Origin of the sequence: Ruegeria profundi (assembly GCF_020171505.1) — a bacterium.
In the GTDB taxonomy this organism is placed as follows: domain Bacteria; phylum Pseudomonadota; class Alphaproteobacteria; order Rhodobacterales; family Rhodobacteraceae; genus Ruegeria; species Ruegeria profundi.
Genome location: NZ_JAIUZS010000007.1, coordinates 164,062 through 190,289, shown reverse-complemented (window position 1 = coordinate 190,289; position 26,228 = coordinate 164,062). Strand labels below are relative to the sequence as shown.

The 26,228-nt window shown below is 58.8% G+C and carries 23 protein-coding genes; 14 read left to right on the top strand and 9 right to left on the bottom strand.

Translation table 11 applies throughout. The features are described 5' to 3' along the window. Window positions 1-158 precede the first annotated feature (158 nt). On the top strand, window positions 159-365 hold the full coding sequence (locus LCM21_RS16480) for a cold-shock protein (protein WP_068338249.1): 207 nt from the start codon (window positions 159-161) through the stop codon (window positions 363-365). Between the two features lie 188 nt (window positions 366-553). Further along, window positions 554-1,114, top strand: a complete 561-nt coding sequence (locus LCM21_RS16475) for a L,D-transpeptidase (RefSeq protein WP_224891576.1) — start codon at window positions 554-556, stop codon at window positions 1,112-1,114. Here LCM21_RS16475 and LCM21_RS16470 read toward each other — a convergent pair whose 3' ends face one another. Further along, window positions 1,115-1,753 (bottom strand): arylesterase, encoded by a 639-nt coding sequence (locus LCM21_RS16470; protein ID WP_224891630.1) that lies wholly within the window; start codon window positions 1,751-1,753, stop codon window positions 1,115-1,117. Window positions 1,754-1,800: 47 nt separating this feature from the next. Here LCM21_RS16470 and LCM21_RS16465 point away from each other — a divergent pair, with 47 nt between their 5' ends. After that, window positions 1,801-2,496 (top strand): ABC transporter ATP-binding protein, encoded by a 696-nt coding sequence (locus LCM21_RS16465; RefSeq protein WP_224891575.1) that lies wholly within the window; start codon window positions 1,801-1,803, stop codon window positions 2,494-2,496. Then, window positions 2,493-5,021, top strand: coding sequence for an ABC transporter permease (locus LCM21_RS16460; protein ID WP_224891574.1), 2,529 nt, complete (start codon window positions 2,493-2,495; stop codon window positions 5,019-5,021). Before LCM21_RS16465 ends, LCM21_RS16460 begins: the two co-directional genes overlap by 4 nt. Here LCM21_RS16460 and LCM21_RS16455 read toward each other — a convergent pair. Further along, the gene (locus LCM21_RS16455) at window positions 5,018-5,464 is read right to left on the bottom strand and encodes an RrF2 family transcriptional regulator (RefSeq protein ID WP_224891573.1); all 447 of its coding nucleotides are present in this window, start codon (window positions 5,462-5,464) and stop codon (window positions 5,018-5,020) included. The genes LCM21_RS16460 and LCM21_RS16455 overlap by 4 nt on opposite strands. Before the next feature lie 93 nt (window positions 5,465-5,557). Here LCM21_RS16455 and LCM21_RS16450 point away from each other — a divergent pair, with 93 nt between their 5' ends. Continuing rightward, window positions 5,558-6,127: a gamma-glutamylcyclotransferase family protein gene (locus tag LCM21_RS16450; RefSeq protein WP_224891572.1), complete on the top strand. Its 570-nt coding sequence runs from the start codon at window positions 5,558-5,560 to the stop codon at window positions 6,125-6,127. A 51-nt stretch (window positions 6,128-6,178) separates the two neighbouring features. Here LCM21_RS16450 and gltX read toward each other — a convergent pair whose 3' ends face one another. Then, window positions 6,179-7,504: a glutamate--tRNA ligase gene (gene gltX, locus LCM21_RS16445; RefSeq protein ID WP_224891571.1), complete on the bottom strand. Its 1,326-nt coding sequence runs from the start codon at window positions 7,502-7,504 to the stop codon at window positions 6,179-6,181. 190 nt (window positions 7,505-7,694) lie between these two features. Here gltX and LCM21_RS16440 point away from each other — a divergent pair, with 190 nt between their 5' ends. Continuing rightward, on the top strand, window positions 7,695-8,627 hold the full coding sequence (locus tag LCM21_RS16440) for an MBL fold metallo-hydrolase (RefSeq protein ID WP_224891570.1): 933 nt from the start codon (window positions 7,695-7,697) through the stop codon (window positions 8,625-8,627). A gap of 4 nt (window positions 8,628-8,631) precedes the next feature. Here LCM21_RS16440 and LCM21_RS16435 read toward each other — a convergent pair whose 3' ends face one another. From LCM21_RS16435 to LCM21_RS16425, 3 genes are all read right to left on the bottom strand, one after another. Continuing rightward, a complete protein-coding gene (locus LCM21_RS16435) occupies window positions 8,632-9,960 on the bottom strand; it encodes an NAD(P)/FAD-dependent oxidoreductase (RefSeq protein ID WP_224891569.1) in 1,329 nt (442 codons plus the stop codon). A 159-nt stretch (window positions 9,961-10,119) separates the two neighbouring features. Beyond that, window positions 10,120-10,353 (bottom strand): hypothetical protein, encoded by a 234-nt coding sequence (locus LCM21_RS16430; RefSeq protein ID WP_068338230.1) that lies wholly within the window; start codon window positions 10,351-10,353, stop codon window positions 10,120-10,122. A 317-nt stretch (window positions 10,354-10,670) separates the two neighbouring features. Next, on the bottom strand, window positions 10,671-12,329 hold the full coding sequence (locus LCM21_RS16425; protein ID WP_068338228.1) for an NAD+ synthase: 1,659 nt from the start codon (window positions 12,327-12,329) through the stop codon (window positions 10,671-10,673). A gap of 146 nt (window positions 12,330-12,475) precedes the next feature. On the opposite strand from LCM21_RS16425, the gene LCM21_RS16420 reads away from it, so the two are divergent. Further along, window positions 12,476-13,912 (top strand): MORN repeat-containing protein, encoded by a 1,437-nt coding sequence (locus LCM21_RS16420; RefSeq protein ID WP_224891568.1) that lies wholly within the window; start codon window positions 12,476-12,478, stop codon window positions 13,910-13,912. A gap of 4 nt (window positions 13,913-13,916) precedes the next feature. Here the strand turns inward: LCM21_RS16420 and LCM21_RS16415 are convergent, their stop codons facing one another. Beyond that, a complete protein-coding gene (locus tag LCM21_RS16415; RefSeq protein WP_224891567.1) occupies window positions 13,917-14,582 on the bottom strand; it encodes an SDR family NAD(P)-dependent oxidoreductase in 666 nt (221 codons plus the stop codon). Between the two features lie 287 nt (window positions 14,583-14,869). Between LCM21_RS16415 and LCM21_RS16410 the strand changes: the two genes are divergently transcribed. Continuing rightward, a complete protein-coding gene (locus LCM21_RS16410) occupies window positions 14,870-16,444 on the top strand; it encodes a 2-isopropylmalate synthase (protein WP_224891566.1) in 1,575 nt (524 codons plus the stop codon). Window positions 16,445-16,579: 135 nt separating this feature from the next. Here LCM21_RS16410 and LCM21_RS16405 read toward each other — a convergent pair whose 3' ends face one another. After that, a complete protein-coding gene (locus LCM21_RS16405; RefSeq protein ID WP_224891565.1) occupies window positions 16,580-17,371 on the bottom strand; it encodes a 23S rRNA (adenine(2030)-N(6))-methyltransferase RlmJ in 792 nt (263 codons plus the stop codon). A gap of 154 nt (window positions 17,372-17,525) precedes the next feature. On the opposite strand from LCM21_RS16405, the gene LCM21_RS16400 reads away from it, so the two are divergent. Genes LCM21_RS16400 through LCM21_RS16375 form a run of 6 tightly spaced genes read left to right on the top strand, consistent with a single transcriptional unit; the run spans window position 17,526 to window position 24,087 of the window. Continuing rightward, on the top strand, window positions 17,526-18,572 hold the full coding sequence (locus LCM21_RS16400; protein WP_039523195.1) for a rod shape-determining protein: 1,047 nt from the start codon (window positions 17,526-17,528) through the stop codon (window positions 18,570-18,572). A gap of 56 nt (window positions 18,573-18,628) precedes the next feature. Then, a complete protein-coding gene (gene mreC, locus LCM21_RS16395) occupies window positions 18,629-19,531 on the top strand; it encodes a rod shape-determining protein MreC (RefSeq protein ID WP_068338220.1) in 903 nt (300 codons plus the stop codon). Further along, complete coding sequence (locus LCM21_RS16390) at window positions 19,524-20,054, top strand: rod shape-determining protein MreD (protein ID WP_224891564.1); 531 nt, start codon at window positions 19,524-19,526, stop codon at window positions 20,052-20,054. The genes mreC and LCM21_RS16390 overlap by 8 nt, the downstream gene beginning before the upstream one ends. Continuing rightward, window positions 20,054-22,003, top strand: a complete 1,950-nt coding sequence (gene mrdA / locus LCM21_RS16385; protein ID WP_224891563.1) for a penicillin-binding protein 2 — start codon at window positions 20,054-20,056, stop codon at window positions 22,001-22,003. The genes LCM21_RS16390 and mrdA overlap by 1 nt, the downstream gene beginning before the upstream one ends. Further along, window positions 22,000-23,139: a rod shape-determining protein RodA gene (gene rodA / locus LCM21_RS16380; protein WP_224891562.1), complete on the top strand. Its 1,140-nt coding sequence runs from the start codon at window positions 22,000-22,002 to the stop codon at window positions 23,137-23,139. Before mrdA ends, rodA begins: the two co-directional genes overlap by 4 nt. A gap of 15 nt (window positions 23,140-23,154) precedes the next feature. Further along, window positions 23,155-24,087: a 2-hydroxyacid dehydrogenase gene (locus LCM21_RS16375; RefSeq protein WP_224891561.1), complete on the top strand. Its 933-nt coding sequence runs from the start codon at window positions 23,155-23,157 to the stop codon at window positions 24,085-24,087. Here LCM21_RS16375 and LCM21_RS16370 read toward each other — a convergent pair. Continuing rightward, window positions 24,084-26,099 carry a M3 family metallopeptidase gene (locus LCM21_RS16370; RefSeq protein WP_224891560.1) on the bottom strand — a complete coding sequence of 672 codons (2,016 nt, stop codon included), beginning with the start codon at window positions 26,097-26,099 and terminating at the stop codon, window positions 24,084-24,086. The two genes, LCM21_RS16375 and LCM21_RS16370, sit on opposite strands and share 4 nt — an antisense overlap. Window positions 26,100-26,228: the final 129 nt, after the last annotated feature.

Here is a 26,228-nt window from a genome sequence, read left to right as displayed (position 1 = left end):
CCACTTGCCCTGCGCCTTTACCAATGGCATAAGAACTGCGCTTACGTTTTTCTACTTCGACCTACTGTCTCCTTTATCGGCGCTCAGTCATTCGATCCAGACGACGACGCCGGGCTGCCGCAACCCCGTGGGCAGCATTAAAACAGGAGAAAACGGATATGCCCGCAGGCACCGTTAAATGGTTCAACACAACCAAAGGCTTTGGCTTCATCGCACCCGAAGAAGGTGGCAAGGACGTGTTTGTGCACATCTCAGCCGTCGAGCGTTCGGGCCTGACCGGTCTGGCCGACAACCAAAAAGTCACGTTCGAGCTGCGCTCGGGTCGTGACGGCCGCGAAAGCGCTGACAACATCGAGCTTGTATAAGCAGCTCTAAGGGCAGAGCATTCCTCTGCCCTATCCTGCCCTGACAGTTTCACTGCATCGTTTTGCTGCCCGCAAGTGTGGCCGCGAGATGACATCAAATGCAGGTTACTTACTGCAGCGATTGACCAAATCGGCTATCCTCTCGACATTATGTCTAGGTTTATTCAGTTTTGTCGAAGAGAGCTGCCATGTTCACGCGTCGTACATTCCTGACAGCATCTGCCGCTGCCGTCCTTGTGCCCGGCATTGCAACGGCAAAGAACCAAGCTGTCGAATACGATCCCACGCCGCAATACGTGCGGATCAAGAAAGACTTTCTGCCGGGCCAGTTGCTTGTGGTGCCACGGTCCTTCTACCTTTACTTCGTGACCGAGCCACGCAAGGCGATCCGCTACGGGTGTGGTGTCGGCAAAGCCGGGCTCGAGTTCACGGGCACCGCCACGATTGACGTCAAGAAAGAGTGGCCAACATGGCGCCCCACCGACGAGATGATCGAGCGTGAACCCATCACCTATGCCCGTTTCAAGGATAACGACTATGTGCAGCCCGGCGGAAGCGACAACCCGCTCGGCGCACGGGCGCTGTATTTGTTCCAGAACGGGATCGACACTTATTTCCGCATTCATGGCACAACTCAGCCGCAAACCATTGGGCGCGCTGCGTCAAACGGCTGTATCCGGATGCTGAATTCGCATGTGATAGATCTGTATGCGCGCGTGCCGATCGGCACCGTGGTCACGGTCGTCTGATCACTTCTGTGTAGTGCGCGCAAGGTCCAGCACATAGGGGCCAAGGGTTTCTACGATCAAGGCCACGCCTTGGGCGTTTGGATGAATACCATCCGGTTGCATGAATTTCCGGGCGGCATCCGGATCGCCTTCGGCAGTCAATCCGGTGAAGAAACTTGGGGCATAGCCTGTTTCATAGGCTTCAGCCAATTCTGGGTACATCGCGTCAAACGCCTCTTTGTAATCGACCCCATAGTTTCCAGGTGCCTGCATCCCGATCAGCAAAACCTCGACATCTGACGCATCGGCGGCCTGGATAATTGCCTCGAGATTGGCGCGCGACACCGCCGGGTCGATCCCCCGCAGCAAGTCGTTTCCACCCAGCGCAACGATCATTCCATCGACCTCGGACGTCAGGGTCCAGCCTACCCGCGCTGCGCCGCCTGCAGTCGTATCGCCCGACACCCCTGCATTGATCAAGCGCACATCTTCACCCTGCGCCTGCAACCATCGCTCCAACTGAGGCACAAATCCGTCCTGTTGCGGCAGCCCGTACCCTTGTGTCAGCGAATCTCCCAAAGCGGCGATAACGACCTGCTCGGCTGTGGCTGCGATGCCGCAGCACATAAACAGCACCGACATCAAAGCCTTGCGCAACATCAGAACTGCTCCATATCCCAAGTGATCACTCCCATTTGGACAGACTTATGACAACACCCGTTCTTTCGCTTCAAAATGCCGCTTTGTCGCTGGATGGCAATGCCGGGCGGGTGAATATCCTGCACGATATCACTTTGACGGTATCGCAAGGCGAAACACTGGGGCTGGTCGGGCCTTCGGGGTCAGGCAAATCCTCGCTGCTCATGCTGCTGGGCGGGTTGGAAAGGGCTACGGCTGGCGTGATCACCGCACTGGGCCACAACCTGACCGATATGGACGAAGACGCGCTGGCCCGCTTGCGACGCGACGCGATGGGGGTCGTTTTCCAAAATTTCCACCTGATCCCGACGATGACGGCACTTGAAAACGTGGCTACGCCGCTGGAACTGGCCGGACATCGCGATGCGTTTGATCGGGCAGGCGCAGAGCTTGAAGCCGTTGGTCTGTCGCATCGCCGCGATCACTATCCGGCGCAACTTTCGGGGGGCGAACAACAACGGGTGGCCCTGGCGCGGGCATCCGCGCCGCGGCCTCAGATTTTGCTGGCCGATGAACCAACCGGCAATCTGGACGAGACAACCGGTGCCGCCATCGTTGATTTGCTGTTCGATCTGCGCGACAGGCACGGGGCTACTTTAGTTGTGGTCACACATAGCCACAGTTTGGCACGCAAATGCGGCCGGGTCGTTCGGCTAAGAGACGGAACCATTGCCGAAGACATCCAGCAAGAGGCCGCAGAATGAGCCTGCGGCTGGCGGCTCGTCTGGCGCGCCGCGAACTGCGGGGCGGCCTACCGGGCTTTCGGGTGTTTCTGGCTTGCCTGGCGCTTGGTGTTGCCGCCATTGCTGCCGTCGGATCGGTGCGTCAAGCCATCCAGACCGGCCTGACCCAGGAAGGTGCGGCATTGCTGGGTGGCGACGCCCAAATGGAGTTCACGTACCGCTTCGCCAGTCAGGAAGAACGCGACTGGATGTCTCGGACCGCGACGGAAGTCTCCGAGGTGGTCGATTTCCGGTCGATGGCAGTGGTGCGGCGGGGCGAGGAACCCGAGCGCGCGCTAACACAGGTAAAATCAGTGGATGCGGCCTATCCATTGTTGGGCCTCCCCCGGCTTGATCCGGAACAGCCCTTATCCACCGCTTTGGATGGCGCGCAGGACTTACCCGGCGCAGTCATGGACCCGGTGCTGATGGATCGGCTGGGCTTGTCCGTCGGAGACCGCTTTGCCCTTGGCACACAGGATTTCGTGCTGATGGCTGCCCTGATCCACGAACCGGACGGTGCGGCAGATGGATTTGCCCTTGGGCCGCGCACACTGGTTCGGACCGAAGACCTGCGGGCATCTGGCCTGTTGGCGCCGGGAACGTTGTTTTCCACTAAGTACCGTCTGGCACTGCCACCTGACACCAACTTGGACAACCTGTCAGCCGCCGCGCGGCAGAGTTTCGACGGCACCGGCATGCGCTGGACCGACGCGCGCAATGGTGCACCGGGGATTGCCGAGTTTGTCGCCCGCCTAAGCGCTTTCCTGATTCTTGTGGGGCTATCCGGGCTTGCAGTTGGGGGTATTGGTGTTTCAGCCGCCGTCCGGGCCTATCTGGCGCAAAAGACCGAAACCATCGCGACGCTAAGGACTCTGGGGGCAGATCGCGCAACGATCTTTCAAACCTACATGATACAGATCGGCGTCCTGTCTGGCATCGGCATCTTTTTGGGACTTGTATTGGGTGGTGTGCTTCCTGTTCTGCTGGCCCCGCTGATTGAGGCTCAATTGCCGGTGCCTGCAGTTTTTGCGCTTTATCTCCGTCCCTTGGCCGAGGCCGCACTTTACGGAGCGTTGACAGCTTTTCTGTTCACGCTCTGGCCCCTTGCCCGCACGGAAGAGGTACGCGCAGCGACACTGTTCCGGGATGCGCTATCTTCGGCGCGCACCCTTCCCCGCATACAGTTCGTGTTGGCAACCGGCATCGGGCTGGCGCTTCTGGTCGCATCAGCAGCATGGTTCAGCGGCTCGACCCGCTTGACACTCTGGACCGGCGGAGGGCTGGTGGGAGCGCTACTTCTCTTGGCCTTGTCTGCCGTTGCGATCCGCAAGCTGGCCCGCGTCAGCGCCACCCCGGCGCGCGGGCGTCCCGCCCTGCGGTGGGCTTTGTCCGCTATCTCGGATCCGCGTGAAGGGGCGGCTTCGGTCGTGTTGTCTCTGGGCTTGGGGCTTTCGGTTTTGGCCGCTGTTGGCCAGATCGACGGCACATTGCGTAACGCGATTTCGGGCAATTTGCCGGATGTGGCGCCGTCGTATTTCTTTGTCGATATCCAAAAGGACCAGATGCCCGGCTTTACCGAACGGCTGGACTCTGATCCCGCCGTCAGCCGTATCGAAAGCGCGCCGATGCTGCGCGGGATCATCACGCAGATCAACGGCCAGCCCGCGCGCGAGGTGGCGGGTGATCATTGGGTGCTGGATGGCGACAGGGGCGTGACCTACTCAGCCGCTCCGCCAAACAACACCCGGATCACGGCAGGGGAATGGTGGGTTGACGACTACGCGGGCGTGCCACAAGTCAGTTTCGCGGCAGAAGAGGCCGAAGAAATGGGTCTGTCCCTTGGCGATGAATTGACCGTGAACATCCTGGGCCGGGATATCACCGCGCAGATCACCTCGCTGCGCGAAGTTGATTTTTCAACCGCTGGCATGGGCTTCATCATGTCGATGAATCCGTCAGCCTTGGCGGGTGCACCGCACAGTTTTATCGCCACTGTCTATGCTGAGGAAAATTCTGAGGCCGCCATCCTGCGCGATCTGGCCGGGCAGTTTCCGAACATCACTGCCATCCGGGTGCGTGATGCGATTGACCGCGTTTCTGGTCTTCTGTCCGGATTGGCGGCAGCGACCTCTTACGGAGCAGGCATTTCGTTGCTGACCGGATTCTTGGTACTGATCGGAGCCGCCGCCGCAGGAGAAAGCGCACGTCGCTATGAATCCGCGATCCTCAAGACGCTAGGCGCAGACCGAACGCGTATCCTGTTCAGCTTTGCGCTGCGCTCGGTCCTTCTTGGCGCGGCAGCAGGCGGCGTTGCCCTGCTGACTGGTATAATCGGAGGTTGGGCCGTTGCCACCTATATCTTTGACACCGGGTTCGTTGTCATCTGGTCTTCGGCACTGGGCATTGTCCTTGCCGGCATCGCCGTGACGCTGGCCGCAGGCATTCTGTTTGCCCTGCGCCCCCTGGCGGTTCGCCCGGCCCGTATCCTACGCGCCACGGACTAGCGGACGCAGGCCACCGGTTGCAGGATCTGCAACAGCCGGTCATTGTCACAGACCAGCGCGTCCAGCGTAATTTCGTCCAGCGAGGCATAAAAGACTTCGGCAGCATCCCGCAGTGCCACGCGCAAACGGCAAGCATCCGTCAACGGACAGGTGTTGTCCGCATCGGCAAAACATTCTGCAATCGGCAGGTTCCCTTCGACATGACGGAACACCGACCCGATACGAATCTGATCAGCAGGGCGTGCCAAAGACATGCCGCCGTTACGGCCGCGTTGGGTGCTAAGGTAGTTCAGCTGGCTTAGCTGGTTGATCACCTGCGCCAGATGGTTTTCCGAGATATTGCAGACATCCGCGATCTCGGCCTTTGTCACCAACCGATCCGGATGCGCAGCACAATACATCAACAGCCGCACTGCAATATTTGTCCGCTTGGTAATACGCATGATGCCCTCCCTCACTTCAGCGTAAGACCTTATTGCATGTCTGATAAAAAAGCGGTTTGACATACATCAATCGCAATTGAAGGACATGAGCCCATGGCTGACCCTTATTTCTTTGGCTACGGCAGCCTTGTGAACCTCTCGACCCATGATTTCCCCGATCCGTGCCTAGCCCGTTTAAAAGGATGGCGGCGCGCATGGCGCCACACGGATCTACGCCCGGTGGCCTTCCTGACCGCAGTCCCGGACCCGGATTGTGAAATCGAAGGGATGATCGCCCATGTCCCCGGAAACGACTGGGCTGCTTTGGATGAACGGGAATGGGCCTATGATCGGGTGCCCGCCACGCAGTCGGTCACGCATCCCCTGACCCACAACGTTGAGATCGCCGTTTACGCAGTGCCGCACGAACGCCAAAACGACCCGACCAACCGCCATCCGCTGTTGCTCAGCTATATCGACGTCGTGGTGCAGGGATATCTGCGCGCCTTCGGAGAAGAGGGCGCAGATCGGTTCTTTGCCTCGACCGATGGGTGGGAGGCCCCGATCCTAAATGACCGAGCCGAACCGCGATACACACGCCACCAGCGGCTGAAATCACACGAGACCGAGTTTGTAGACGACCGCCTGCACCGCCTTGCAGTCCGGTTCGTTCAGACTGTGTAAAAAAGGCAGGACCCTTTGGCCCTGCCTATCACGCATTCAAAAACGCCGTGATCAACCGCGCGCGCGGATCACCTGAAGCAGTGGCAGCAGAGTTGCCATTTCCGGCCCGCGTTCCATGCCAGTCAGCGCCTTGCGGAGTGGCATGAACAGCGCTTTTCCCTTGCGGCCGGTGGCCTCTTTCACCGCTTTCGTCCAAGTGCCCCAGGTTTCTGCATCGAACGGAGCCTCCGGCAGCAAAGCGACGGCCTCAGCGATAAACTCGCGATCTTCATCGGCGATCAGAGGCTCGGCCCCGTCGCGGCACAGCTCCCACCAGCCTTTAAGGTCACCCAGAGTGGTGATGTTCTCACGCGCCATGGCCCAAAAGTCCTCGGCCAGCTCGTCCGGCACACCAGCCTTTGAAACCGCGTCGGCAACGTCCGCCAGCGGCAGGGATTGCAGATGCTTTGCCGTCAACGGGAAAAGGTCCTGCACGTCGAACTTTGTTGGTGCGGCACCGAACCGGCTGACGTCAAAGCCGTCGATCAATTCGGCCATGTCCGAGCGCAGCTCGACCGAGTCCGACGAGCCCAGACGCGCCATCAGGCTCAGCAAGGCCATCGGCTGAACGCCCTGTTCGCGCAGGTCGCGCAGGGCCAAGGTGCCCAAACGTTTCGACAGCGCCTCACCCTGCGGGCCGGTGAGCAGCGAATGGTGTGCGAAACGCGGGCAGTTTCCGCCCAGCGCCTCGATGATCTGTATCTGCGTCGCGGTATTGGTCACATGGTCTGAGCCGCGCACAACATCGGTCACGCCCATCTCGGTGTCGTCCACGACCGAGGCAATCGTATAAAGAACCTGACCATCACCGCGGATCAAAACCGGGTCAGAGACCGAAGCCGCATCAATCGAAATATCCCCCAGGATACCGTCAGTCCACTCGATCCGTTCATGATCCAGCTTGAAACGCCACACACCATTGCCACGCTCGGCGCGCAGGGCTTCTTTCTCGGCCTCCGACAGGTTCAACGCGGCACGGTCATAGACCGGCGGCTTACCCATGTTCAGCTGCTTTTTCCGCTTGAGGTCCAATTCGGTCGGCGTCTCAAATGCCTCATAGAACCGGCCCATTTCGCGCAGCTTGTCGGCCGCCTCGGCGTACCGGTCAAGACGCTCTGACTGACGCTCCACCCGGTCCCAATGCAGGCCCAGCCACTCCAGATCCTGCTTGATCGCGTCGACATATTCTTCTTTCGACCGCTCAGGATCGGTATCGTCGATACGCAGGATGAACGTGCCACCCGCCTTGCGGGCGATCAGATAGTTCATGAGGGCGGTGCGCAGGTTGCCCACATGGATAAAGCCGGTGGGCGAAGGGGCGAAACGGGTCGTGGTCATGGAGCTCTCCTGTTGGCGCGGCTCTTGTCACAGGATTGACCAATTGTCCAGTAAAGGCGTTCAGGTTGGCAGCACGAGCAAATACAAACACGCTTTGTTCATTAACGCAGACCGGATCGCCTGCTTATAATCTGGCAAGAGACTTGCGCCGACCTACCTCACCCAAAATACACTGACAGGGAGAAGCAAAATGACCATCAAACTAACCCGTCGCGCGGCCCTTGGTTCCGCAGCAGCCTTGCCGTTTGCCGCAGCGGCGTCACCGTTGTTGGCCGAAGGCGTTGAGACCAAAGCCAATTCGACCATCGCCAAATCCTTTAAATTGGGGGAGTTTACCGTCACGACGCTGCTTGATGGTAGCCTGCCCCGCGACGGCGCCAAGGACATCTTTGGCGGCGGCGCATCGGATGAGGATTTTGCCAGGGTCTCAGCCGAAAACTTCATCTCGCCTGATGTGGCGCAGTTTTTCTTTACCCCAACGCTGGTCAATACCGGGTCAGAGCTTGTTTTGTTCGACACCGGCCTCGGACAAGGCGGTATTCAGGCCGCGCTGGCCGATGCCGGCGTAACCCCAGATCAGATCGACGTCGTTGTCATCACCCATATGCACCCCGACCATATCGGCGGGATGACAACCAATGACGCGCCGACCTTCCCCAATGCCCGCTATGTCACGGCATCGCCCGAGTATGACTTCTGGTCTGCACAAGACGCTGGCAATCGCGTCGGTGATCTGGTCGCTGCCAAAGTGACCCCGCTGGCCGAGAAGATGAGCTTTCTCGGGGACGGTGGCGAGGTGACTTCAGGCATCACTGCGGTCGCCGCATACGGGCACACGCCGGGGCATACGGTTTACCATCTGGAAAGCAACGGCCAGCGCCTTGTACTGACAGCGGATCTGGCGAACCATTATGTCTGGTCCTTCGCTCACCCGGAATGGGAGGTGGTCTTTGACATGGACAAAGCGGCGGCCACCGCATCGCGCCGCAACGTGCTTGGGATGCTGGCCGCCGACAAGGTGCCGATGATCGGCTATCACATGCCTTTCCCGGCGGCAGGCTTTGTTGAAACCCGTGGGGACGGGTTCCGCTTTGTTCCGGTCAGCTATCAGATGATGGGCTGATCTTTCAGTACCCGGGGTCCGGTCGCACTTTGGAGCCATCCGTGAAACGGGACAGGCGAAAAGCGGCCGGATCGACACACGGCGTGGTATCCGCGACCAGATCGGCCATCAGGCGACCCGCTGCCGGACCGATACCAAACCCATGACCCGAAAATCCGGTGGCGATGTACATGCCCGGCATATCATCGACGCCCGAGATCACCGGGACTGCATCCGGGGTCACATCAATCATACCCGCCCAGCTTTGAATGATTTCGGCTTTCTCCAGCGATGGAAACCCTTTGCGCGCTTTTGCCCAGGCGCGCCGCAGCACCTTGGCGGACGGTTCTGGATCAAGAATCCGACATTTCTCGAACGGAGTTACATCGGTGGGCAGCCAGCTTCGATCCTCGCGCGCTTCGACGCGCCAACGGTGCGACAGACGAAACCGCAAGGATCGCCACTCCTGCGCAAAGGCGGGTAGGAATTGCCTGACCAGCCGAAAACTATCAGGCACGATGTCGACGGTATTCTCGTGCCCAGACGCGATTGAGTATCCTCCATCCGCGCGTTTTCGCAGGGCAAACGCATCAGCCCAAAGCGCAGTGTCCGGCCCATCAACCGGCGAAGTCCGCAGGACCGTGTTCAGAACCTTAAGCTGCGGCAGCTCAATCCCGGCGTTTCCAGCAAAAAGCCGGGACCAGGCACCACCGGCCAGAACCGCATAGTTACATGCAACACGACCGCGCTCGGTAAAGACACCAGAGATATGGTTGCCGTCAAACTCGACACTTCGCACAGCGCAATTGGTCATCAGCACGGTGCCCCTGTCCCGCGCGGCTTCGGCGATCGCGGGGGCCGCCCATTGCGGCTCGGCCCGCCCGTCATGCGGCATGTAGAGGGCGCAGTCAAAATCCGTTTGATTGCCGGGTAAAAGCGCGTTCAAATCCGCCCTGTCCACCAACGTCGCACCAGTCTGTAACCCGTCGACGTGCTGCAGCCAGCGTTCCAGTTGACCTCGGCTTCGCTTGCCGGATACGCCGAAAAGGATACCAGACCGCGTATACCCAGTCTTCCGGCCGATGCGCTGATCCAGCCCCTGCCACAGGCGCAGCGCCTCGACCATAAGCGGGATTTCCCTTGGGTCGCGCATTCCAAGCCGTACCCATCCCCAGTTGCGCGCGCTTTGCTCACCTGCGATCTGGCCTTTTTCACATAGCAGCACGGATGCGCCACGTTCAGACAATTCAAGGGCTGTCGACGCGCCTACGATACCGCCGCCAATGACGACGACGTCCACGGCTTTGGGCAGGTGCAAATCGGGTTCTACATGGGTTGGCTTTGGGCCGGGCATCAACTGCTCTTACGTCATGGCTCGAACCGCCATGAAGGCGCGAAGCGCTTCCATAGGCAACATGCCTTATGCCGCAGGATCAAAGAATTTTTTTAAGCTGTGGCGAACACGCCAAAGGGCGCGACATTGCGCGCCGATACACCCCGAATAAACCGAAGCTTAAGCTGCGCCGCGCAGCTCGGCCAATTTCTGAAGTATTGCCGCCCCTAGACCGGTTTCTTTGGGTTCTGCTTTCTCATCTATTTCCGCCTGCTTGGGCAGTTCAGGAAAGCTGAGCTGTGCTTTCGCGGGTTCAGCCTCGGGCTCGGGGTCTTCGGGCTCTTCCTCACGCAGAAGATCCGAAATCGCAGCATCCACCTTCGCCTCGTCCAGAGCCTTTCCCTCGGTCTCCATGGACTTGTACCTTAAAGGCGGGTGAAGCGACTTGTCGTACCTTTCATACATAATACCACCAAATCGTTAACTCATACGTCACACACATTACGCACCGTGATCCGGAACAATCGGAATTGGGGTACGCCGCCCACGGTTGGGGCGTCAATCAAGCAAAAATGTGGCAAAAAAATGTCGTGATTTCAAGACGTCAGCCTTAGGAAAGGCTCGAAAACACGAACACTACCACTCGATTACGAAACAGTGTTTATTGATCCAATGGCATTATTTCCGATCAGGAAACCCTGAATTGCCCTCTCAGAGCACGTCCATGCGCGTCAGCCCTGGTCGCGCCAACGGTTCACAATCGGATACCTGCGATCCAGCCAAAATGCGCGATGGGTCAGACGTGTTCCGGGGGCAGACTGAAAGCGTTTGTATTCGCTGATAAAGATCAGATGTTCGACCCGCCGCGCGTCAGCCTCATCGAAACCGGCGGCCACGCAGTCGGAAATCGAACCTTCCTGATCGATCAGAATATCAAGAATCGCGTCCAGAACCGGGTAATCGGGCAGGCTGTCGCTGTCTTTCTGATCTTCACGCAGCTCGGCACTGGGGGGTTTGTCGATGACTGAGGGACGGATAACCTCGCCCGCAGGACCCATCATCCAGTCGCGGTGGTTCGCGTTGCGCCATCGGCAGGTTTCGAACACGCGGGTTTTATACAGATCCTTGATCGGATTATATCCGCCGTTCATGTCACCATAAATTGTGGCATAGCCCACAGCGACTTCGGATTTGTTACCCGTGGTCAACAGCATCTCGCCAAACTTGTTCGAGATTGCCATCAGTAACAGGCCACGCAATCGTGACTGGATGTTCTCTTCGGTCACGTCAGGTTCGTGGCTGTCAAAAAGTGAGGCCAAAGTGTCCGTCACCGCCGCCCGGCTGTCTGAAATCGGCACATAGTCATAATGAACGCCCAGCGCCTTCGCGACCGCTTCGGCATCGTCCAAAGAGGCTTGGCTGGTGTATTCAGACGGCAGCATCACGCAGCGGACATTCTCAGCCCCGATGGCATCAACCGCGATGGTCGCAACCAAGGCAGAATCCACACCGCCCGAAAGCCCCAGCAGCGCCTTCTTGAACCCGGTTTTGCCCATATAGTCGCGTAAGGCCTGCACCATTGCGCGATAGTCCTGCTCCCATTCATCGGGCTGCGGCGCAATTTCGGCAGGCAGGATACGCCAGCCATCATCGCCGCGCTCAAGATCTATGTGGCTGTTCGCTTCGTCAAAGATGGGCATGCGAAATGCCAGTTCGCCCCCTGGGTTCAGGCCGAACGTCCCGCCATCAAAAACCTGGTCATCCTGGCCGCCCACCATATTCAGGTAAATCAGCGGCAGACCAGTTTCGACGACACGCGCCACCATTTGATTAATCCGCACATCGTATTTGTTGCGGAAATAGGGCGAGCCATTGGGGATCAACAGGAATTCCGCCCCTGTTTCCTCAAGGGTTTCGGTCACATCCGAATGCCAGCCATCTTCGCAAATCGGACTGCCAATGCGTGTATTCCCAACGGCATAGGGGCCGCCCAAAGGCCCGGAGTCAAAAAGGCGCACCTCATCAAACACGGTTTCGTTGGGCAGGTGGTGTTTCAGAACCTTGCTGCTGATCCGACCGCCCTTGAGGATCAGGTAGGCATTGTAAAGGCTACCATTCTCGACCCACGGGCCGCCAATCGCAACAGCCGGGCCGTCAGCGCAGTCTTTGGCCAGGGCTTCGACCCGGGCCATCGCGGCCGCGTGGAATGCGGGCTTCATGACCAGATCCTGCGTATTATAGCCCGTGATGAACATTTCGGGCAAAGCCACCAGGTCGGCCCCGGCCTTGCGCCCCTGCTCCCACGCGGCGAACGCCTTGTTGGCATTTCCGTCAATATCCCCCACGGTGGGGTTTAATTGCGCCAGAGTGATGCGGAAGCGGTCGGCCATTGTGCTCTCATGATCTCGTCAGTCTTACTGCCATGTAGCAGATCGTTGCGCGAGTAAAAGGCAAATGGTGCAAAACTCGTTGCTCTGACCCCAACGGTACCTTAGTTTTGGTCGAAAGGATGAAAACCTGGCAGGCAGGACCAATCATGAACACTTTCCGCATTTCCATTGCCGCGTCAGCGATCGCTCTGATGGCCACCGGCGCCACCGCGCAAGACGGTCAGGTGATCACCAAAGATGATGAGGTCGGCGGCGTCTACGAGGGCACCTTCGAAAACGGGCTGCGCCACGGCACCGGAACCTATCGCCTGCCGAACGGGTTCGAATACACCGGCGAATGGGCCGAGGGTGAGATTCAGGGTCAGGGGATTGCCCGCTATGTAAACGGGTCTGTCTACGAAGGGACGTTTGCCAATGGCCAGCCCGAAGGGCTTGGCAAAATCATCTATGCCGACGGTGGCAGCTATGAAGGCGAGTGGTCCGATGGCACCATAAACGGTCAGGGCGTAGCGATCTATGCCAATGGTGCACGCTATGAAGGCGGCTTCCAGAACGCCAGGTATCACGGATCGGGCGTTCTGACCGACCCAAGCGGCTATAGCTATGACGGGGAGTGGGTCGACGGCGTCAAACAGGGCAAGGGCAAGATCACCTATGCCGAAGGCGGCGTTTACGAGGGCGACATAAAGGACGGTCAACGCCACGGCCAGGGCAGCCTGACCCTGCCTGACGGCATGACCTATGTGGGCGACTGGTCTGAAGATCGCATAACCGGGGCCGGACGCCTGTCTTACGTGAATGGCGATGTCTACGAAGGAACGCTTGTCGAAGGGCGCCGTCAGGGCAAGGGCAAGGTCATCTATGCAAACGGCGACGTCTACGAAGGCGACTATGCAGACGACCTGCGCCACGGTCAGGGCACCTATACCGGGACCGACGGGTATGTATACACCGGCGAGTGGACCAATGGTCTGATCGAAGGTCTGGGCGAAGTGACCTATCCCGACGGCTCGATCTATGTTGGGGATTTCAGGGCCGACCTGGCCGAAGGCAATGGCCGCATCACCTATACGGACGGATCAACTTATGAAGGAGAGTGGATCGCCGGGGTCATCGAGGGCCAGGGTGTATCGACCTATCCCAATGGCACTGTCTACAAAGGTGAATTCAGGAATGCCAAGAACCACGGCAAAGGTGTTCTGACCTCAGCCAACGGCTATATCTATGACGGCGACTGGGTTGATGGCCTGCGTCAGGGAACCGGTATGGCGACCTATCCCGATGGCACGGTTTACACCGGTGAATTCAACGACGGACAGCGACACGGGCAGGGTGAGATCGTCATGGCGAACGGCTTCAGCTATACTGGCCAGTGGACCGAAGGCAAAATCACCGGCGATGGCGTCGCGACTTACCCAAGCGGAGACGTGTACGAAGGCAGCTTTGTCGATGCCAAGCGTCAGGGCAATGGCACCATGCGCTATGCCAATGGCGAAGTCGAAACCGGTGTTTGGGAAAACGGTGCGCTTGCGACGTCGACAGATGAGACACCCGAGGTGGCGCCTGCGGACTCGGACGGCTGAGCCATCACCAAGGCACGGGTTTTCCCGCCCAATCGAAAAACGCTCCGGTATCCGTCGGGGTCAGGTGTTCCGTGACATTCAGGAGGTTTGCTGCGGCTTCATCCGGCTCAACCGCAGGGTGGCGACCAAGGTATTTGCGAGTGAACTCGGTTTTTACCGTACCGGGATGAAGGGCGACACAAATCGCCTGTTTATGCGTCCGTGCCAGTTCGATAGAAGCGGTGTGAACAATCTGGTTCACGGCGGCCTTTGCCGCACGATAGCTGACCCATCCGCCCAGACGGTTGTCTCCAATCGAGCCGACCCGTGCTGAAAGCACCGCGAAAACCGCGCGACGGTCACGCGGCAACAGGCGCGCTGCGTGGCGCAGCACAAGCGCAGGCCCAACAGCGTTGAGTGCGAATTGATCCATCATCGCCTGCGCTGACAGGGTTTTGAATGTCTTTTCCGGTTCTGACCCGTTGATTTCCAGCGCGCCCGAGGCAACGAAGATCAGGTCAAAGGGACCGGGGATTTCCTCCAAGATGTGATGAACGCGGTCAGGGTCAGTCAGGTCAAACCCATCTGTCGAGCGTGACAAGGCCGTCACAGCTACCCCCCGCCCGGTCAGCTGCTGGCAGACCGCCTGCCCGATTCCCCCCGATGCGCCTATGATCAGTGCTTTCTCCATGGTGCATCACCTAGCCGTCTGCGCGGAAGGATCAATGTGGCGTATAAAAGAATCCCAGTTGCCGCCTTTACGCTGCAAATGGGTCTTTTCATTCCAGGCAGGCGATGTATACACTCTGCCCATGATCAACCGCGCAGATATTCTTGTTGTCGACACCGCCCGTAGCGGTGCGTCACTGCGTGGCCTACTGATCCTAATCCGCCTCTGAGCGTGCCAACCGGCGCGCCCGCTCAGAGGAGGACGCCCGCGCGCCATAGGCTTTAGGACAGAAGAAGAAAGAGATTCCCATGACAAACGTGACCGACCAAGACCGTGTCTTGATCTTTGACACCACTTTGCGCGACGGCGAGCAAAGCCCAGGCGCCACCATGACCCATGACGAAAAGCTCGAGATCGCCGAACTGCTGGACGAGATGGGCGTGGACATCATCGAAGCCGGTTTTCCCATCGCGTCCGAAGGTGATTTCAAGGCGGTGTCCGAAATTGCCCAGCGGTCGAAAAACAGCCGCATCTGCGGTCTGGCGCGCGCCAATTTCGCCGATATCGACCGCTGCTGGGAGGCTGTGAAACACGCCGAAAAGAACCGTATTCACACCTTCATCGGCACCTCGCCACTGCACCGCGCGATCCCGAACCTGACGCAGGACGAAATGGCCGATAAGATTCATGAAACGGTCAGCCACGCCCGCAACCTGTGTGAAAACGTACAATGGTCGCCGATGGATGCGACCCGGACGGAATGGGATTACCTGTGCCGCGTGATTGAGATTGCCATCAAGGCCGGTGCAACGACGATCAACATCCCCGATACAGTGGGTTACACCGCTCCGGTGGAATCCGCTGATCTGATCAAACGCCTGATCGAAACGGTCCCGGGCGCGGATGAAGTGATCTTTGCTACCCATTGCCACAACGATCTTGGCATGGCGACCGCGAACTCTCTGGCTGCTGTCGCGGGCGGCGCGCGGCAGATCGAGTGCACGATCAACGGTCTGGGTGAACGCGCGGGCAACACCGCGTTGGAAGAGGTGGTGATGGCACTGCGCACCCGCAATGACATCATGCCGTGGAAGACGGGCATTGACACGACCAAGATCATGCACATCTCGCGCCGCGTCGCGACCGTGTCCGGCTTTAATGTGCAGTTCAACAAAGCCATCGTCGGCAAGAACGCCTTTGCCCATGAAAGCGGCATCCATCAGGATGGCATGCTGAAGAACCGCGAAAACTTCGAAATCATGCGCCCCGAGGATATCGGTCTGTCTGGCACATCCTTGCCATTGGGCAAGCATTCGGGCCGCGCGGCATTGCGCGACAAGCTGGAAACGCTTGGGTATGAGATCGGGGACAACCAGCTCAAGGATATTTTCGTGCGGTTCAAGGATCTGGCCGACCGAAAGAAAGAGGTCTTTGACGACGACCTCATCGCGCTGATGACGCTGGACGATGACGAAGCGAACGACCACCTGCAACTGGTTTCCATGAAGGTCACTTGCGGCACCGGTGGGAAAGCCGAAGCAACCGTTGAACTGGAGGTAGATGGCAAGGACGTCATCGCAACCGAACACGGCGACGGCCCGGTTGACGCGACATTCAAGGCAGTTCGCGCGATTTATCCCAACAAGGCCCATTTGCAGCTGTACCAGGTGCATGCCGTAACCGAGGGTACAGACGCACAGGCCACCGTTTCCGTGCGTCTGGAAGAAGATGGTATGATCGCCACCGGTCAATCGGCCAACACAGATACGGTCGTCGCTTCGGCCAAAGCATACATCCACGCCCTAAACCGCCTGATCGTACGCCGCGAAAAAACCGGCCCCGGCTCAGACGCGCGCGAGATAAGCTACAAGGACCTGACCTAGACGCGCAGGGCAAAGGCTCCTGCCCCTTCTTAGGTTTTGGGCCCGGCAGCGCGCCATGGCGCGCTGCCGGGCCCAACGTGTTTTTGCGCATCTATGATGCGCATGAACAGGACGGGAGCAAACTGTGGTTTCGAGTTAGTTTCTGAGCGTCTCGAACAAGCGTGTCAGGCGGGTTGCCTCGTTTTCGATTCCAAAGGGGGCATTGACAATGAACATACCCGAGCCAACCATGCCATGCCCCTCGCGCACTGGATCAAACCGAACCTCGTGACAGACGGATTTTGGCAGGTTCTGCGACTTGAGTGCCGAAATCATGGCGCTGTGGCGGTCATCCCGTAGAACAGGATACCACAACACGATTACACCGACATTCCATTTGCGGTGCAGTTTGGAGATAACTCCGGGCAGGCGATCATATTCAGACTTCACCTCATAGCTCGGATCAATCATCAGAACCCCGCGTCGCGGTGTTGGTGGTAACAAAGACTGTGCGAGTTCAAAGCCGTCCTGACGATAAACCTTGGCACCATACGGAGACATCATCGTCGCCAACGCAGCGTGTTCCTGCGGGTGCAACTCGGCAAGGTGCAGACTATCCTGATCCCGCAGAATACTGGCAGCAATCATGGGTGAGCCAGGATAGGCCTCAGCCCCGTGCCGCTTTTGAACCGCTCGGATTGCGCGTTCCAAAGGGTGATCCGCGTAAAACCAACCTGCCTGCCGTACGCGCTGAATACCCGCCGCCGCCTCGCCTGTACGCAGCGCCTCAGGCGCGTTCAATTCGTACAACCCCCGTCCAGAATGCGTTTCCATGTAGGTAAGTGGCTTGTCCTTTTGGGTCAGATAAGCAAGCACCCATGCCAATAATGCGTGCTTTTGCACATCAGCCAGATTTCCAGCGTGGTAAATATGTTGATATGAGAGCATATTGCCTTCTAAAGTCCCACTTAATAAGGCGGAAAGGTGCTGATCGTCGCGGAATCAGCCCTTTTACCGGACGTGCTGGCACCCTATAAGTCATCCGTCCCGGAACCGTCGAGTCGCGGGCAGTAGAAAAACGACATACAGGATCAGGGGAATCATGGGGATCTTTGGCAATCTGGGCGGCCTGTTCACAGCGGACATGGCTATCGACCTTGGGACAGCGAACACGCTGGTTTATGTCAAAGGGCGCGGCGTCATCCTGTCTGAACCCTCTGTGGTTGCGTACCACGTAAAAGACGGCGTCAAAAAAGTGCTGGCCGTGGGCGAGGACGCCAAGCTGATGCTGGGCCGGACTCCCGGCTCGATCGAGGCGATCCGCCCGATGCGCGAAGGTGTTATTGCAGATTTCGACACTGCCGAAGAGATGATCAAACACTTTATCCGCAAAGTGCATAAACGCTCGACCTTCTCGAAACCCAAAATCATCGTCTGCGTCCCGCACGGCGCGACACCCGTTGAAAAACGCGCAATTCGCCAATCAGTTCTGTCCGCAGGCGCCCGGCGCGCGGGCCTGATTGCAGAACCAATTGCAGCGGCCATTGGCGCCGGCATGCCAATCACCGATCCGACCGGCAACATGGTCGTTGATATCGGCGGCGGTACGACTGAGGTGGCTGTTCTATCGCTGGGTGACATTGTCTACGCGCGTTCGGTCCGCGTCGGTGGCGACCGCATGGACGAGGCCATCATCTCGTACCTGCGTCGCCAGCAGAACTTGCTGGTGGGTGAATCGACCGCCGAGCGTATCAAAACCACCATCGGCACCGCCCGTATGCCCGACGATGGCCGGGGCCAGTCGATGCATATCCGGGGCCGTGACCTTTTGAATGGCGTACCCAAAGAAATCGAAATCAGCCAGGCACAAGTCGCAGAGGCTCTGTCTGAGCCCGTCCAGCAGATTTGCGAGGCTGTGATGACCGCGCTGGAAACCACTCCGCCCGATCTGGCCGCTGACATTGTCGACCGCGGTGTGATGCTGACCGGTGGCGGCGCGCTGCTGGGCGATCTTGACCTTGCGCTGCGCGAGCAGACAGGTCTGGCCGTGTCGATTGCCGACGAAAGCCTGAACTGTGTGGCTTTGGGTACCGGCAAGGCGCTGGAATACGAAAAACAACTGCGCCACGCGATTGACTACGAAAGCTAAGGCGCGCACCCTTTCGGGGTAACAACTCGGGCAAGAGCAGCACGGGAAGGAGTCCTGTGGCAAAGGACCGATCACAGCGCGACGAATACACAACCCCCCTCCGCCGTTTGCTTGTGGGGATTGTGGTGCTGTGCCTGCTTGGCATCTTTCTGGTCTGGCGCATCGACAGCCCCCGCGTGGAAAGGTTCCGTGCGCAGGTCGTGGACCGGGTGGTTCCTTCGATGGAATGGGCGATGGTTCCGGTCACCGCCGTGGTCAATCTCGCCCGCGATTTCCAAAGCTATCAACGCCTGAGCGAACAGAACCAGGAATTGCGTAGCGAATTGCGCCTGATGCGCGCCTGGAAAGAGGCCGCGCTGCAATTAGAGCAGGAAAATGCCCGGCTGCTGGACCTGAACAACGTACGTCTTGATCCCCGCCTGACCTATATCACCGGTGTTGTGATGGCCGACAGCGGATCACCTTTCCGGCAATCGGTTCTGCTGAACGTGGGCGAGCGTGACGGCATCACCGATGGGTGGGCCACGATGGACGGGATCGGCGTCGTCGGACGGATTTCTGGTGTGGGTCCGGACACAGCAAGGGTGATCCTGCTGACCGACGCCTCAAGCGCGATTCCGGCCACCATACAGCCCTCTGGCCAAACCGCGCTGATCACCGGCGATAACACGCCCGCACCCGCCGTTGAGTTCCTTGAGAACCGGGAACTCGTGCGCCCGGGCGACCGTGTGGTGACCTCGGGCGATGGCGGAGTTTTCCCAGGCGGCCTGCTGATCGGTCAGATCACTGCCGACCCCGGGGGCCGCCTGCGGGTGCGCCTTTCGGCAGATTTCGAACGGCTCGAGTTCCTTCGGGTGTTACGGTACAAATCTGCCCCCCCGATCCGCGATCCCGGAGATATTGTTGGCCCCGGAACCCCCGAAACGGCACTTAACCCGGCGGAGGTCGGGGATGGATAGCCCAACCTCTCAGCTTTGGTCCAAACGGGTGCTGTATCTTTTTCTGGCGATGTTGATCCTGTTTCTTCACCTTCTTCCGCTGGATACGAAACCGGACCGCTGGCCGTTTCCTGACTTTCTGATCGCGCTGACCTTCGCATGGGTGCTGCGACGGCCTGAATATGTTCCGACGCTTCTTGTGGCCTTTGTGATGCTGATGGCAGACCTGTTGCTGCAACGCCCACCCGGACTATTGGCGGCGCTGGTCGTACTGGGCGCGTCCTACCTGCGTTCGGCTGCGCATGGCATGCGCGATTTGGGGTTTGTTGGTGAATGCTCGACTGTCGCAGTGGTTGTCACAGCGGTATTCATGCTGAATCGTGTGATTCTTGCTATCCTATCTGTGCAACAGGCAGCATTTGGCCCGCTGGTGATACAACTGGTTCTGACAATCGCAGTTTATCCGCTGATCGTTCTGCTCAGCCAGAACATCTTTGGTGTACGGCGTGCCTCTGTATCCAATAACAGTATAGTGGGGGCGTGATGAAACAGCGCAAACCCAAAGCCCAAGGTCTCGCTTACAAACGCCTGCCCCGACGGGCGCTGATCCTTGGCGGGCTACAGGCCGCGTTTATTGGCGGGTTGGCGGCCCGGATGCGGTTCATGCAAGTCGAGCAGGCCGATGAATACCGCCTTCTGGCCGAGGAAAACCGGATCAACATCCGCTTGATCCCGCCAACCCGTGGCCGGATTTACGACCGGAACGGCGAGATTATTGGCCAGAACTCCCCCTCTTACCGCATTGTCATGGTGCGCGAGGACGCCGGAGATGTCGATCAGGTGATTGCCAAACTCTCGGAACTGATCCCTCTTACCTCAGATGAAATAGAGCGCGCCAAGGCAGAGATGCGGCGCTCGGCGCCTTTTCTGCCTGTTACACTGGCTGATCAGGTCACCTGGGCCGATATATCCAAAGTCGCCGTCAACGCCCCAGCCCTGCCCGGCGTGATCCCCGAAGTCGGTCAAACCCGGCAATATCCCCGCTATGAAGATTTCGCCCATGTGGTCGGTTATGTCGGCCCGGTCAGTGACTATGATCTTAGCCAGATCGCAGACCCCGAACCGGTGCTGCGCATTCCCCGGTTCCAGATCGGCAAGGTGGGGCTCGAGGCCAAGCAAGAGGGCGCTCTGCGCGGCAAAGCCGGAGCCAAGCGTGTCGAGGTCAACGCCACTGGCCGCGTTATGCGTGAGTTGGACCGGCAAGAAGGCGAGGCTGGTGCTGATCTGCAGCTCTCGGTCGATGCCGACTTGCAACAATATGCGCAGGCCCGGCTGGCCGGAGAAAGCGCCGCCGCCGTTGTCATCGACTGCGAGAACGGTGATATCCGGGCCATAAGTTCGGCCCCCAGTTTCGACCCGAATCTTTTCGTGCGCGGCATTTCGGTGGCCGATTATCGGGCGCTGACACAGGACAATTACCGCCCACTGGCAAACAAGTCTGTTCAGGGCACGTACCCGCCCGGATCAACCTTCAAGATGATTACCGCCATGGCTGCGCTTGAGGCCGGAGTGGTCGGGCCTTCAAACACTGTCTACTGCCCTGGTCACCTTAAAGTCGGCAGCCGCCGCTTTCATTGCTGGAAACGTGGCGGGCACGGAACGGTCGATCTGAATCTGTCACTGAAACGCAGTTGCGACGTCTACTACTACGACGTGGCGCTGCGCACCGGAATCGACAAGATTTCCGAGATGGCCCGCATTTTTGGTCTGGGTGTCAAACACGATATCCCTATGTCCGCAGTCGCCGCTGGTCTGGCCCCGAATCAAGAGTGGAAGGAGCGTGTTCACGGGCAAAGCTGGCTGAATGGCGACACGGCAAATGCGTCGATCGGTCAGGGGTTCATGCTGGCTTCACCACTGCAACTGGCGGTCATGACGGCACGAATCGCCACGGGGCGGGCTGTAAATCCGCGTTTGGTGCGATCGGTAAACGGGGTTGAACAACCCTCTGGCGCAGGTGAGCCGCTGGCCGTCAGCCCGACCAATCTGGAATTCATTCGCAAGGCCATGTTCGCGGTTTCAAACGACCGCGGAGGTACGGCCTATCGCAGCCGTATCATCGCCGATGACCTGCGCATGGCAGGCAAGACCGGCACCAGTCAGGTCCGAAATATCACCAAGGCCGAACGGGCCGCCGGTGTGATCCGCAACGAGGATCTGCCATGGGAGCGCCGCGACCACGCGCTGTTTGTCAGCTTTGCCCCATATGACAATCCGAAATTTGCCGTGGCGGTCGTGGTCGAGCACGGCGGTGGCGGGTCCAAAGCGGCGGCCCCCGTGGCCCGCGATATCATGCTGCAAGCGTTATATAACGGAACGCCCCCGCTTGAAGCCTACCCGGTAGCTGACCGCGAAAAGATCAAGGAACAGCAAAAGAGGCTGGAAGGTGACCGTCGCCCCAAAGCGCGTCCGACCGAGAAGGACCGCGCATGAGCTATCTTGAATACGCCGTCAAATCCACGCCATCGGGGTTTCGCAAGTTCCTGTATATGAACTGGCCGCTGACCCTGTTGCTGATCAGCGTGGCCAGTGCAGGGTTCCTGATGCTGTATTCCGTGGCCGGTGGGTCGTGGACCCCGTGGGCCGAGCCGCAGATGGAGCGATTTGGTCTGGGCCTCGCGGTCATGTTCATCGTTGCGCTGGTCCCGATCTGGTTCTGGCGGAATATGTCGGTGCTGGCCTATCTGATCTCAATCGCCCTGCTGGTTTTTGTTGAGTTCTTCGGAACTGTCGGCATGGGTGCGCAACGGTGGATCGACCTTGGTTTCATGCGGCTACAACCTTCCGAGGTCATGAAAGTTGCTCTCGTCATGGTTCTGGCTGCCTACTACGACTGGTTGCCATCCCATAAAACGTCGCGCCCATTGTGGGTTCTGATCCCCGTCGTCCTGGTCCTGATCCCGACTTTCTTTGTTCTGAAACAGCCCGACCTTGGCACGTCGATCCTGCTGCTGGTAGCGGGCGGGGGGTTGATGTTTCTGGCCGGTGTCCACTGGGCTTATTTCGCAGCCGTCATTGCCGCTGTTGTCGGGCTGATCGCCACGGTATTCAACAGCCGGGGGACCGACTGGCAATTGCTCAAGGATTATCAGTTCCGACGGATCGACACCTTCCTTGATCCTTCGACTGATCCGTTAGGGGCGGGATATCACATTACCCAGTCCAAGATCGCGCTGGGGTCCGGTGGCTGGAACGGGCGCGGGTTCATGCAGGGCACGCAGTCGCGGCTGAATTTCCTGCCCGAAAAACACACCGACTTTATCTTCACGACGCTGGCCGAGGAATTTGGTTTTGTCGGCGGCATTACCCTGCTGACACTATATGCCCTGATCCTCGTGTTCTGTCTTGTCACAGCGTTGTCTACCAAGGATCGCTTTTCGTCACTGGTGACATTGGGCATCGCGCTGAACTTTTTCCTGTTTTTTGCCGTCAACATGTCGATGGTCATGGGCTTGGCCCCGGTTGTCGGTGTACCGCTGCCAATGGTTAGCTATGGTGGCTCGGCCATGCTGGTTTTGATGGCTGCATTTGGCATCGTCCAAAGCGCCCATATCCACCGCCCCCGCTGATTTGAAAGGTCCTTTATGCCCGTCAACGTCCTGTTTTCCGCGCGCCCTGAACTGTGGCCCGTGTACGAGCCCCTGCTGGCCAAGGGTCTGTCCGAAGCCGGGTTGGACTTCTGCCTTGGGACGGAATTCGCACCGGATCAGGTGGATTACATCGTTTATGCCCCGAACGCAGGGTTGATGGACTTTACGCCCTACACCCGGCTGAAAGCGGTACTCAGCCTTTGGGCCGGGGTTGAACAGATTGCGGGCAATGCGACGCTGACCGTGCCGCTCGCGCGGATGGTGGATCACGGTTTGACACAAGGCATGACGGAATGGGTGGTGGGGCACGTGCTGCGTTATCACCTTGGCATGGATCACTACATAACAGTTCAGGATGGGGTTTGGACCCCTGACGCACCACCTTTGGCCAGTGAACGTCAGGTTTGCATTCTCGGCCTTGGCGCGTTGGGCGAAGCCGCTGCACGGGCGTTGGCCGCATTGAATTTTGATGTCACCGGCTGGAGCCGAACGGCCAAGGCTATCCCCGGTGTCAATTGCCTGTATGGCGAGGATGGGTTGCTGACCGCTCTGTCACGGGCCGAGATCGTCGTGCTGCTGTTGCCGGATACACCAGCGACAGAGAATACTCTGAACAGCAAAACTCTGGCCCTGTTGCCCAAGGGGGCGTGTATCATCAACCCCGGTCGGGGACCGTTGATCGACGATAACGCCTTGCTAGACGCGCTGAACACGGGGCAGGTCGGGCACGCAACACTTGACGTGTTCCGGGTCGAGCCGTTGCCGTCGGTCCACCCTTACTGGGCCCATCCGAACGTCACGGTCACACCGCATATCGCGTCGGAAACACGTCCCGTCACAGCGGCACAGGTGATCTGCGAGAATATCCGCCGAGGAGAGGAAGGCGAATCCTTCCTGCACCTCGTGGATCGTACGTTAGGATACTAGGCCGCGATCAACCCGCGGCCTTTCAACAGCGCATCGACACCCGGCAACCTGCCCCGGAAGGCCAGATACAGGTCTTCGGCCTCGCGCGAACCGCCGGTGGACAGAATGTTTTCTTCCAGCGCCTTGGCGCGTTCCGGGTCGAATGCACCGCCCGCTTCTTCAAACGCGGCAAAGGCGTCGGCGTCCATGACCTCTGACCACATGTAGCTGTAGTAACCCGCGCTATACCCGTCGCCAGCAAAGACATGGGCAAAATGCGGTGTGGCGTGCCGCATCCCGATGGCCCGCGGCATACCGATTTCCGCCAAAACCTCAGCCTGTTTCGCCATCGGATCTGCCGAGGCTGCGCCCTCATGGAACGCCAGATCCACGAGGGCCGAGGCGACATATTCCACCGTCTGAAACCCTTGATCAAAATTGGCGGCCTTCAGCACTTTCTCCAACATGTCCTGTGGCATCGCTTCACCAGTTTCGGCATGGGTTGCGAATTCGGCCAGAACCTCGGGGACTTCCAGCCAGTGTTCATAAAGCTGGCTAGGCAACTCGACGAAATCACGCGCCACGCTGGTGCCCGAAATGCTTTCATAGGTCACGTTGGACAACATTTGATGCAACGCATGGCCGAATTCGTGAAACAGCGTTCGTGCGTCATCATAAGACAGCAGCGCGGGATCACCTTTGGCAAAGTTGCAGACATTAATCACGACCGGTGCCTGCACCTTGGGGAACTTGGCCTGCGATCGCATCGCGCTGCACCACGCGCCCGAGCGTTTCGATCCCCGCGCAAAATAGTCACCGATGAACACCGCGATGTGCTGTCCGTCTCGCGTGACTTCCCACGCGCGACAATCCTCGTGATAGAGCGGAACGTCCAGCGGCGCGAATTCAAGCCCGAACAGACGGTTGGCACAGGCAAACGCCGCCTCGATCATTCGATCAAGCTGCAGGTAAGGCTTTAGTGCCGCTTCATCCAGATCATGCTCGGCCTTGCGACGTTTTTCAGCGTAATAGCGCCAGTCCCACGCTTCCAGTGGGCCGTTGACACCATCTTCCTGCATCATCTGCGTCAGGATCTCGGCATCCGCATCCGCACGCGCCTTGGCTGGCTGCCACACCTGCAAAAGCAGATCACGGACCTTGTCGGGCGTACCTGCCATTTCGGTTTCCAACTTGAAATCGGCAAAACTGTCATAACCCAACAACTTTGCGCGTTCTTCCCGCAGGGTCAGGATTTCAGCAGCAATCGCCCGGTTATCCGTTTCACCGCCATTTGCGCCTCGCGCAGTCCAAGCCCGATACGCCTTTTCCCTTAGGTCGCGCCGTGGCGAAAACTGTAAAAACGGCACAATCAAAGAACGCGATAGCGTCACAACCGGCCCTTTCGCGTTTTTTTCCTGCCCCGCCGCGCGCGCAGCATCCACCACAAAATCAGGCAGGCCTTCCAAATCAGCTTCGGAAAGGCCCATGTACCAGTCCCGTTCGTCGGCCAGCAGGTTCTGCGTAAAGGAGGTTCCCAAGGAGGCCAGCCGCGCCTTGATGTCCTGCATCCGTGCGTCCGCATCCCCCTCCAACGCGGCACCTGCACGGACAAAGCCACGATGCGTCAGCATAAGCACACGCGCCTGTTCCTCGGTCAAGTTCAGGTCGTCTTTACGCGCCCACAGATCCGCCACCCTGTGGAACAGTGCTTTGTTCGACGATATGCCCGAGAAATGCGCAGCCAGTTTGGGCGAGAAGTCCCGTTGTAACTTCTCCCGTGCCGGATTGCTGTCGGCTCCGGCGACGGTGAAAAACACCGAAAGCACCTTGTCCATCTGTTCGCCTGCCGCCTCAAGCGCCTCGATCGTGTTCGCGAATGTGGGCGTATCCGGGTTGTTGGCGATCTCATCGATTTCAGCGTTGTGGGCCTGCATGGCCTGTTCTAACGCAGGTGTAAAATCGTCATCGGATATGGCGTTGAACGGGGCAATTTCAAACGGCGTGGTCCAGTCGGACAGGATCGGGTTGGTCATGCAGCTCTCCTTTACCGGTGAAGCTAGGGAGGCTACCCCGGATGGTCCAGAGGTGGCGGACCAATCGCGGCAAATTCCTTTGCTCTGCTTTTTTGCAACCCCATCGCAATACGCGACGTCACCTGAAAG

What these genes read in the sequence shown, in the direction of transcription:
- LCM21_RS16420 (WP_224891568.1), top strand. Translation starts at nt 12,476, where the DNA reads ATGAACACTTTCCGCATTTCCATTGCCGCGTCAGCGATCGCTCTGATG.
- LCM21_RS16450 (WP_224891572.1), top strand. Translation starts at nt 5,558, where the DNA reads ATGGCTGACCCTTATTTCTTTGGCTACGGCAGCCTTGTGAACCTCTCG.
- LCM21_RS16390 (WP_224891564.1), top strand. Translation starts at nt 19,524, where the DNA reads ATGGATAGCCCAACCTCTCAGCTTTGGTCCAAACGGGTGCTGTATCTT.
- LCM21_RS16400 (WP_039523195.1), top strand. Translation starts at nt 17,526, where the DNA reads ATGGGGATCTTTGGCAATCTGGGCGGCCTGTTCACAGCGGACATGGCT.
- LCM21_RS16405 (WP_224891565.1), bottom strand. Translation starts at nt 17,371, where the DNA reads ATGCTCTCATATCAACATATTTACCACGCTGGAAATCTGGCTGATGTG.
- LCM21_RS16475 (WP_224891576.1), top strand. Translation starts at nt 554, where the DNA reads ATGTTCACGCGTCGTACATTCCTGACAGCATCTGCCGCTGCCGTCCTT.
- LCM21_RS16480 (WP_068338249.1), top strand. Translation starts at nt 159, where the DNA reads ATGCCCGCAGGCACCGTTAAATGGTTCAACACAACCAAAGGCTTTGGC.
- LCM21_RS16460 (WP_224891574.1), top strand. Translation starts at nt 2,493, where the DNA reads ATGAGCCTGCGGCTGGCGGCTCGTCTGGCGCGCCGCGAACTGCGGGGC.
- rodA (WP_224891562.1), top strand. Translation starts at nt 22,000, where the DNA reads ATGAGCTATCTTGAATACGCCGTCAAATCCACGCCATCGGGGTTTCGC.
- LCM21_RS16470 (WP_224891630.1), bottom strand. Translation starts at nt 1,753, where the DNA reads ATGTTGCGCAAGGCTTTGATGTCGGTGCTGTTTATGTGCTGCGGCATC.
- LCM21_RS16440 (WP_224891570.1), top strand. Translation starts at nt 7,695, where the DNA reads ATGACCATCAAACTAACCCGTCGCGCGGCCCTTGGTTCCGCAGCAGCC.
- LCM21_RS16435 (WP_224891569.1), bottom strand. Translation starts at nt 9,960, where the DNA reads ATGCCCGGCCCAAAGCCAACCCATGTAGAACCCGATTTGCACCTGCCC.
- gltX (WP_224891571.1), bottom strand. Translation starts at nt 7,504, where the DNA reads ATGACCACGACCCGTTTCGCCCCTTCGCCCACCGGCTTTATCCATGTG.
- LCM21_RS16465 (WP_224891575.1), top strand. Translation starts at nt 1,801, where the DNA reads ATGACAACACCCGTTCTTTCGCTTCAAAATGCCGCTTTGTCGCTGGAT.
- LCM21_RS16430 (WP_068338230.1), bottom strand. Translation starts at nt 10,353, where the DNA reads ATGGAGACCGAGGGAAAGGCTCTGGACGAGGCGAAGGTGGATGCTGCG.
- LCM21_RS16410 (WP_224891566.1), top strand. Translation starts at nt 14,870, where the DNA reads ATGACAAACGTGACCGACCAAGACCGTGTCTTGATCTTTGACACCACT.
- LCM21_RS16415 (WP_224891567.1), bottom strand. Translation starts at nt 14,582, where the DNA reads ATGGAGAAAGCACTGATCATAGGCGCATCGGGGGGAATCGGGCAGGCG.
- LCM21_RS16370 (WP_224891560.1), bottom strand. Translation starts at nt 26,099, where the DNA reads ATGACCAACCCGATCCTGTCCGACTGGACCACGCCGTTTGAAATTGCC.
- mrdA (WP_224891563.1), top strand. Translation starts at nt 20,054, where the DNA reads ATGAAACAGCGCAAACCCAAAGCCCAAGGTCTCGCTTACAAACGCCTG.
- LCM21_RS16425 (WP_068338228.1), bottom strand. Translation starts at nt 12,329, where the DNA reads ATGGCCGACCGCTTCCGCATCACTCTGGCGCAATTAAACCCCACCGTG.
- LCM21_RS16375 (WP_224891561.1), top strand. Translation starts at nt 23,155, where the DNA reads ATGCCCGTCAACGTCCTGTTTTCCGCGCGCCCTGAACTGTGGCCCGTG.
- LCM21_RS16455 (WP_224891573.1), bottom strand. Translation starts at nt 5,464, where the DNA reads ATGCGTATTACCAAGCGGACAAATATTGCAGTGCGGCTGTTGATGTAT.